The 8,118-nt window shown below is 72.0% G+C and carries 9 protein-coding genes; 5 read left to right on the top strand and 4 right to left on the bottom strand.

Going from position 1 to position 8,118, the window contains the following annotated elements; translation table 11 throughout:
* Nucleotides 1-701 precede the first annotated feature (701 nt).
* The 4 genes from Afe05nite_RS42115 to Afe05nite_RS42130 are packed head-to-tail and all read right to left on the bottom strand — an operon-like array spanning nt 702 to nt 4,577.
* Nucleotides 702-1,988 (bottom strand): enolase C-terminal domain-like protein, encoded by a 1,287-nt coding sequence (locus tag Afe05nite_RS42115; protein WP_203822958.1) that lies wholly within the window; start codon nt 1,986-1,988, stop codon nt 702-704.
* Nucleotides 1,985-2,812 carry a fumarylacetoacetate hydrolase family protein gene (locus Afe05nite_RS42120; RefSeq protein ID WP_203822959.1) on the bottom strand — a complete coding sequence of 276 codons (828 nt, stop codon included), beginning with the start codon at nt 2,810-2,812 and terminating at the stop codon, nt 1,985-1,987. Before Afe05nite_RS42120 ends, Afe05nite_RS42115 begins: the two co-directional genes overlap by 4 nt.
* A complete protein-coding gene (locus Afe05nite_RS42125) occupies nt 2,809-3,636 on the bottom strand; it encodes an amidohydrolase family protein (protein WP_203822960.1) in 828 nt (275 codons plus the stop codon). Before Afe05nite_RS42125 ends, Afe05nite_RS42120 begins: the two co-directional genes overlap by 4 nt.
* On the bottom strand, nt 3,633-4,577 hold the full coding sequence (locus Afe05nite_RS42130; RefSeq protein ID WP_203822961.1) for an aldo/keto reductase: 945 nt from the start codon (nt 4,575-4,577) through the stop codon (nt 3,633-3,635). The genes Afe05nite_RS42125 and Afe05nite_RS42130 overlap by 4 nt, the downstream gene beginning before the upstream one ends.
* A gap of 87 nt (nt 4,578-4,664) precedes the next feature.
* Between Afe05nite_RS42130 and Afe05nite_RS42135 the strand changes: the two genes are divergently transcribed.
* From Afe05nite_RS42135 to Afe05nite_RS42155, 5 genes are all read left to right on the top strand, one after another.
* Nucleotides 4,665-5,333, top strand: a complete 669-nt coding sequence (locus Afe05nite_RS42135) for a GntR family transcriptional regulator (RefSeq protein WP_203822962.1) — start codon at nt 4,665-4,667, stop codon at nt 5,331-5,333.
* A 4-nt stretch (nt 5,334-5,337) separates the two neighbouring features.
* Nucleotides 5,338-6,591: an alpha-hydroxy acid oxidase gene (locus tag Afe05nite_RS42140; RefSeq protein WP_203822963.1), complete on the top strand. Its 1,254-nt coding sequence runs from the start codon at nt 5,338-5,340 to the stop codon at nt 6,589-6,591.
* 41 nt (nt 6,592-6,632) lie between these two features.
* Entirely contained in the window at nt 6,633-7,010 is a 378-nt protein-coding gene (locus Afe05nite_RS42145) for a hypothetical protein (RefSeq protein ID WP_203822964.1), read from the top strand.
* A gap of 63 nt (nt 7,011-7,073) precedes the next feature.
* Nucleotides 7,074-7,376, top strand: coding sequence for a hypothetical protein (locus tag Afe05nite_RS42150; RefSeq protein WP_203822965.1), 303 nt, complete (start codon nt 7,074-7,076; stop codon nt 7,374-7,376).
* 64 nt (nt 7,377-7,440) lie between these two features.
* A partial coding sequence (locus Afe05nite_RS42155) for a DUF72 domain-containing protein (RefSeq protein WP_203822966.1) occupies nt 7,441-8,118 on the top strand: 678 nt, incomplete at its 3' end.

Here is an 8,118-nt window from a genome sequence, read left to right on the forward strand (position 1 = left end):
GGGGACGGAGGCCGCGCGCCAAGGCGGAGGGGACGGAGGCCGCGCGCCAAGGCGGAGGGGACGGAGGCCGCGCGCCAAGGCGGAGGGGCCTGGGTGGTGAGTGGTCCAGTCGCGAGCGCGGTGACCGCTCGGGTAGTGAAGGTCGGCGCGGAAGCGGGTGGGTGACGGTTGGGGGAGGCTTGGCGAACACCGCGCGTCGAGAGCGGTCATGGTGCGGACTTGGGGACAGACGTAAGCCGGCCATTCCGCCGTCGGCGGCGAGTGGCATGCCTGTGGTCGCGGGGGCTGCCGGGGAGGCCGGGCAGGCGACCGCACCGGCTGCTCGGCCGCGGTGACCAGACGGCCGGTGGGCTGGCGGGACCATGTCGGGGCGAGCGCAGTCGACTCGGATGCGCTCGCCGATCAGGTTGGCGACAGTGGCGGGCGTCAAGGCGTGCACCGCGCCCCTGGACGCGGAATTGAGGCCGCTTCGTCAGGCCGGCGGTGGCCGCGATCGAGAACAGGTCGACGATCGCGGCGGCGAGGCTGCCGCGTGCGTAGGGCAGGGCGGTCGACCGCGTCGGTGAGCACGGCAGCCGACCCTCGGCGGGTCTCCCGAGTGCGGGTCGGGCATGCCGACGCGCGGGTCGGCCGCTCGGAACTCGGCGCTCACAGCTGCCCCGGTATCTCCGCCACCGGCGGTGACACCGCGAACGGCGCGCTCATGCGGCGGCCCACACCGGGCCGTCGGGGTAGGCGAACCGCTGCAGCGTTTCGGGGCGCAGGGCGGCGGAGAATCCCGGTGCGGTGGGCAGCTGGTAGGCGCCGGCGCGGATCACCACCGGGTCGACGAAGTGCTCGTGGAGGTGGTCGACGTACTCGATGCTGCGGTCCTCCATGGAGCCGGACACCGACACGAAGTCGAAGGCCGCCAGGTGCTGGACGAGTTCGCAGAGTCCGACCCCGCCGGCGTGCGGGCAGACCGGGCGGCCGAACTTCGCGGCCAGCAGCAGGATCGCGACATTTTCGCTGACCCCCGCCACCCGGCAGGCGTCGATCTGCACGACGTCCACCGCGTCGGCCTGGAGCAGCTGTTTGAAGATGATCCGGTTCTGCACGTGTTCACCGGTCGCCACCCGGATGCCGGCCGGCTGGAGCTGCCGGCGGATCGCCGCGTGCCCGAGCACGTCGTCGGGGCTCGTCGGTTCCTCGATCCACCACGGGTTGAACGGCGCGAGCGCGGTCATCCACCGCACCGCCTGGCCGACGTCCCAGCGCTGGTTGGCGTCGACCGCGATCCGGATGTCGTCGCCGACCGCCTGCCGGGCCAGCCGCATCCGGCGGAGGTCGTCCTCGAGGTTGTCGCCGACCTTGAGTTTGATCAGCTGGTAACCGGCCGAGACCGCCTCGCCGGCCAGCCGCACCAGTTTCTCGTCGCTGTAGCCGAGCCAACCAGGGGAGGTGGTGTAGGCCGGGTAGCCGTGCTCGGTCAGCTGGGCGATCCGTTCCGCACGTCCGGGCCGGGCCGCCTCCAGCAGGTCGACGGCCTCGGCCGGGGTGAGCGCGTCGCTGAGGTAGCGCCAGTCGACCAGGTCGACGACCTGCTGCGGGCTCAGGTCGGTGAGCAGTTGCCAGACCGGTTTGCCGGCGGCCTTGGCGGCGAGGTCCCAGGCGGCGTTGATCAGCGCGGCCGCGGCCAGGTGGACGACCCCTTTCTCGGGACCGAGCCAGCGGATCTGCGAGTCGTGGGTGAGCCGGCGGGCGAACTCGCCGAGGTCGTCGACGGGCCGGTCGAGCACGAACGGGGCGAGTGCGTCGATCGCCGCCCGGCAGATCTCGTTGCCCCGGCCGATGGTGAAGGTGAACCCGTGGCCGGCCAGTCCGTTGTCGGCGTGCAGGATCACGTAGGCGGCCGAGTAGTCGGGATCGGGGTTCATCGCGTCCGACCCGTCGAGCTCACGGGAGGTCGGGAAGCGTACGTCATGCGTCTCGATCTGAATGATCTTCATGCCGCGCTCCGCAGCGGGCTGCGCTGGCGGCCGAGGCCGTCGATCTCGACCTCGACGACGTCGCCTTCGGCGAGGTAGGGGAAGCGGCCGGAGAGCGCCACCCCCTGCGGTGTCCCGGTGTTTATCAGGTCGCCCGGTTCCAGCACGGTGAACTGGGAGAGGTGCCAGATCAGCTGGTCCACCCCGAAGATCATGTCGGCGGTGGAGGAATCCTGCCTCGGGGCGCTGTTGACCCAGCTGCGCAGCCGCAGCGCGCCGGGCACCTCGTCGGGGGTGACCAGCCACGGGCCGAGCGGGTTGAACGTCTCGCAGGATTTGCCCTTGGACCACTGCCCGCCCGACTGGTCGAGCTGGAAGTCCCGCTCGGACACGTCGTTGGAGAGCACGTAGCCGGCGATGTGCGCGGCGGCGTCGGCGGGCGAGTCCAGATAGCGCGCGGTGCGCCCGATCACCACGCCCAGCTCCACCTCCCAGTCGGTGCGCTTGGAGCCGCGCGGGATCAGCACGTCGTCGTCCGGGCCGACGATCGTGTTGGGGGCTTTGTAGAACATGATCGGCACCGGCGGGGGTGCGGCGCCGGACTCGGCGGCGTGGGCGGCGTAGTTCTGCCCGATGCACAGGATCACGCCGGGCCGGGCGATCGGAGCGCCGCGGCGCTTACCGGTGATGTCGATCTCGGGCAGTCCGTCGACCGTGGCCGCACCGCCCGCGGCCAGGAACGCGCCGGTGATGTCGTCGGTCACCCCGGACAGGTCGTAGAACCGGCCGCCGCTCTCGACGATCGGCCGCTCGTCGCCGGCGGGTCCGACACGCAGGTATTTCACTTCGGCTCCAAGTGGTAGGTGGCGATCGCGGTGCCGCCGAAGATGTCCTCCGGCCGGCCGCCGAGCACTTCGGCCAGGGCGTCCTTGACCTGGGCATAGGTGGCGGCGAGCTCGCAGACGGGCCAGTCCGAGCCGAACATCAGCCGGCTCGGGCCGAACAGCTCGACCGCGATCTCGACGTAGGGCCGCAGGTCGGCGGGCCGCCAGGTGGCCCACTGGGCCTCGGTGACCAGGCCGGACAGCTTGGCCACCACGTTGGGCCGGGCGGCGACCGGCGTGATCAGCTCGCGCCACGTGTCGATCTCCCCCGCGGCGATCGGTGGCTTGGCGAGGTGGTCGAGCACGAACGTGGACTGCGGCAGCGCCGCGGCGGCGCGGGCGACCGCGGGCAGTTGCGGGGTGCGGACCACGAGTTCGTTGACCAGACCGGCCGCCGCCACCGCCGCCAGCCCGGCGCGCACCTCCGGCCGGTCCAGGTGATCGTCGGCCTCGGCCTGCACCTGGTCGCGGACGCCGACCAGCAGATGTCCACCCGGCCCGGCCCGGTGCTGCGCGATGGTCGCGGCCAGCGCCGGATCGGTCAGACCGGCCCAGCCGACGACGCCGGCGATCTCCGGCGTCCGCTGCGCGACGCGCAGGAACGACCGGGTCTCATCCGCGTCGCATCGGCCGGCCTCGACCAGGACGGTACGGTCGACGCCCGCATCCCGCAGGACAGCGCGCAGGTCGTCGACCGTGTAGTCGCGCCGGATCGCGGCCAGTGCCGGGTCTTGCAGCCAGGCGTAGTCGGCGGTCCACAGATGATGGTGCGCGTCGACGATCATGGGAGCAGCTCCTTCCAGAGGGCGTCGGGAATCGGCACGGCCGCCATCCGGACGGCGTCCTCGACCTCGGCCGGGGTGCGGGCGCCGACGAGCACGGTCGTCACCGCGGGGTGGGTCGCCGGGAACTGGATCGCGGCGGCCCGCAGCGGAACGCCGTGGCGCTCGCACACGGCCCGCATCGCGAGGGCCCGCTCGACCAGCGCGGGGTCGGCCGGGGCGTAGTCGTAGCGGGCGCCCGGCCGGGGGTCGGCGAGCAGCCCGGAGTTGAAGACCCCGGCGGCGATCACCGCGACGCCCCGCTCGGCGCACAGCGGCAGCAGTTCGGTGCCGCCTGACTGGTCGAGCAGGGTGTAACGGCCGGCCAGCAGCACCGCGTCGAGAAGCCCGGTGCGGACGAAGTCGGCGAGCATCCCGGCCTGGTTCATCCCGGCCGAGACCGCGCCGATCCGGCCCGCCGCACGCAAGGCGACGAGGGCCGGGAGCGCCTCGGCCACAGCCTGTTCGAAGTGGTCGTCGGGGTCGTGCAGATGCAGGATGTCGGCCCGGTCGAGACCAAGGCGAGCAAGGCTCTCGTCGTACGAGCTGCGCACGCCGGCGGCGCTGAAGTCGAAGACCGGAGCCACGTCGCCGGGTTCGGCCCAGATCCCCTGGGCGTCGGTGCCGCTGCCGCGCAGCAGCCGGCCCACCTTGGTGGAGAGGGTGAACCCGCCGCGTTCCCGGGCCGCCAGAGCCGCCCCACCGCGCCGCTCGGCCAGGCCGTTGCCGTAGAGCGGCGCCACGTCGAAGAAGCGCACCCCCAGCTCCCACGCCCGTTGCAGGGTCTGCCCGGCCTGCTCGTCGCTGACCGGCTCGAACAGCCCGCCCAGTGGCGCCAGCCCCAGGCCGAGCCGGGTGACGTGCACGTCGGTGCGGCCGAGCCGCACCCTCTCGATCGGATTCACTGGATCCTCCGGCCGTCGATCACATCGTGGTCCTGTCAGGAGCCCGGGTGACTGCTGGGCGTTTCGTCGATCCTATAGGATGTTCGCATGACTGGCGCCACCCCGTTCTCCCGCATCAAGCGGTCGACCCTCGGCGACGACGTCTACGAGACGTTGCGGTCCGCCGTCCTGGAGCACACCCTCGCTCCGGGTCACCGGGTCAACATCGACGCCCTGGCCCGCGACCTCGAGGTCTCCCCCACCCCGGTGCGCGAGGCGCTCGCCCGGCTGGAGTCCGACGGGCTGGTCCGCAAGCGCGCCCTCGCCGGCTACACGGTCAGTCCGCTGCTGACCCGCGCCGAGTTCACCGATCTGTTCGACATGCGCCTGCTGCTGGAATGCAACGCCGCCCACCGAGCCGCCGAGCACGCCACCGACCCGCAACGCGACGAGCTGAGCCAAGAGGCGGCCCGCATCATCGAGGGCGGCGACGACCACGCCTGGCATGCCGCCTTCACCACCCACGACGCCCGGCTGCACCACCTCGTCGCGCAGGCGTCCGCCAGCCCGCTGCTGCTCGACGCGATCACCCGCCTGCACGCCCACCTGCACCTGCACCGGCGCCACTTCCCCTACGAGCACACCGCGATCACCCACCAGGAGCATCGCGACCTGGCCAAGGCCATCACCGACGGCGACGCCGACCGGGCCGGCAAGGCGATGCGCCGGCACCTCACCCGGGCCCGCGACCGCCACCTCGTCGCCTTTACGGAGTGACCCCATGGTTCAACGTCAGATCCCCAGGCCCGCCGAAGTCCTCGAGCTCATGCGGCTGAAGAGGCCCGAGTTCAACGCCCGCAAGCGCCGTCTCGACGCCGCTCTGACCATCGAGGACCTGCGGGCCATCGCCAAACGCCGCACCCCCCGGGCGGCCTTCGACTACACCGACGGCGCCGCCGAGGCCGAGATCTCCCTCGCCCGCGCCCGCCAGGCCTTCCACGACCTCGAGTTCCACCCGTCGGTGCTGCGTGACGTCGCCGCCGTCGACACGTCGACCACCATTTTCGGGGGCCCGTCCGCCCTGCCGTTCGGCATCGCGCCCACCGGCTTCACCCGGCTCATGCAGACCGAGGGAGAGACCGCCGGCGCCGGCGCGGCGGCCGCCGCCGGCATCCCGTTCTGCCTGTCCACCCTGGGCACCACGAGCATCGAGGACGTCCGCGCCGCCAACCCGAGCGGCCGCAACTGGTTCCAGCTCTATGTGATGAACAAGCGCGAGATCTCGTACGCTCTGGTCGAGCGCGCCGCCGCCGCGGGTTTCGACACCCTGATGTTCACCGTCGACACCCCGGTCGCCGGCGCCCGGCTGCGTGACAAGCGCAACGGCTTCTCCATCCCGCCCCAGCTGAGCCTGCGGACCATCGCCAACGCCATCCCCCGCCCCTGGTGGTGGTACGACTTCCTGACCACGCCCAAGCTCGAGTTCGCCTCGCTGTCGGCCACCGGCGGCACCGTCGGGGAGCTCCTCGACGCCGCGATGGACCCCACCATCAGCTACGAGGATCTGCGGGTCATCCGCGAGATGTGGCCGGGCAAGCTGGCCGTCAAGGGCGTCCAGACCGTCGAGGATGCCCGCAAGCTCACCGACGCCGGCGTCGACGGCCTCGTACTGTCCAACCACGGTGGCCGTCAGCTCGACCGCGCACCGATCCCCTTCCACCTGCTGCCCGAGGTCGTCCGCGAGGTCGGCGACGACGTCGAGATCACCGTGGACACCGGCATCATGAACGGTGCCGACATCGTGGCGTGCATTGCGCTCGGCGCCCGCTTCACGCTGATCGGCCGGGCCTACCTCTACGGCCTCATGGCGGGCGGCCGCCCCGGCGTGGACCGCACCATCGGCATCCTCGCCGAGCAGGTCGTCCGCACCATGAAACTCCTCGGCGCGCACCACCTCGGCGAGCTCACCCCCCGGCACGTCACTCAACTCACCCGCCTGACCCCGTTGACCGCCCGGCCCGCCACGGCGCGTTGACCGGCCTGCTCAGCCGGCCGCCACAAGCAGGTATTCGTGCCATGCCTCGGTGGGAGCACGGTAGTGCGGAGCGGCTGACCCGGGCCGCCTCGGAACTGTTCGAGGAGCAGGCTCGAGGAGCAGCATTCGAGGAGACCAGCGCAGTCCAGATCGCGAAGCGCGGCGGCGTCACCACCCGGACGTCGTTCCGCTGCCTCCCGGACCGGAAGGAGATCCTCTTCGCCGAGGCGGACGGGCTCCGGGCGGCGCTCGTCCAGCGACTTCTCGAGACGACCGACGTCGCGGCGCCCCTGCGAGCGGTGACCCGCGCGTTGGCCGGCGAAGCGTCCGACCACCATGAACGTCGGCGCCGCGGGGGAACCCGAGACGGTCGACATGGTCCGTCCGCTCCGCAGCGGCCGAGTGATGTCACGCCGTGACGTCAACGTGGCCGCACGCGGTCATCGGAGCCGGGACGATGTTCGGATGAACGGAGATTCGTGATGAGCGCCGACGAGAACACTTTCGTGCGGGATCAGAACGCCCGGGTGGACCCGCTGTTCACCCTCGGGACGTTCACCGTGGCCGGGCTGCGGGCCATCCTGGCCGACCTGCCCGACGAAGCGATCGTGGTGGTCGCCGACACGGCCGACGGCGACGACTGCTCGCCGCTGGCCGACGTGGCGGAGGCCTGGTATTTCCCGGCGACCGGCGAATCGGTCCCGCTCGGCCGGGACGGTGACGGCAACGTCCACGAGCCCGGCCCCCGGGACCTGTACGCCGTCGTCCTGCGACCGAGCCGCTGACCGGCCCGCCGCACTTCGCCGGACCGAGGTGATTCTCCCGGGACCGCGGGGGTACTGAGCGGACATGACGGCGGTGAAGGTGGGCCTGTGCGGAGCCAGCATGGCGCTGACCTCCTACACACAACGCTTCCAGGTGCTGGAAGTGCAGCAGACGTTCTACGAGCCGCCTCGTGCGGCGACGCTGCGGCGGTGGCGCGCCGTCGCCCCGCCGGCGTTCGAGTTCACCATCAAGGCCTGGCAGTTGATCACGCACGAGGCGCGAAGCTCCACCTATCGGCGGTTGCGAGCACCGCTGAGCGCCGAGGAACGCGCCGAGGTCGGCGGCTTCCGCTGGACGCCGGTCGTCGCGCGGGCCTGGGAGACCACACTCGACTGCGCCGCGATCCTGGAAGCGACCGCCGTGCTGCTGCAATGCCCGGCGAGCTTCCGGCCGACCGAGCTCGCCATCTCCCGGCTGCGGGAGTTCTGCGCCAAGGCGCGCCGGCCGACCGGCGTACGACTGCTGTGGGAACCCCGCGGACCCTGGCCGGACGACGTGGTCCGGGATCTGTGCGCCGAACTGGACCTGACCCATGCCGCCGACCCGTTCCTGCGGCCCAGCCTGACCCCGATGGCGTACTACCGGCTGCACGGCATCGACCGGGCCGGCCACGTCTACACCGACGATCAGTTGGCCGAGCTCGCCGACACCGTGCACGGCGGCCCGGCGTACGTGATGTTCAACAACCTGGCCCGCGCCGAC

Source organism: Paractinoplanes ferrugineus, from assembly GCF_016862195.1.
In the GTDB taxonomy this organism is placed as follows: domain Bacteria; phylum Actinomycetota; class Actinomycetes; order Mycobacteriales; family Micromonosporaceae; genus Actinoplanes; species Actinoplanes ferrugineus.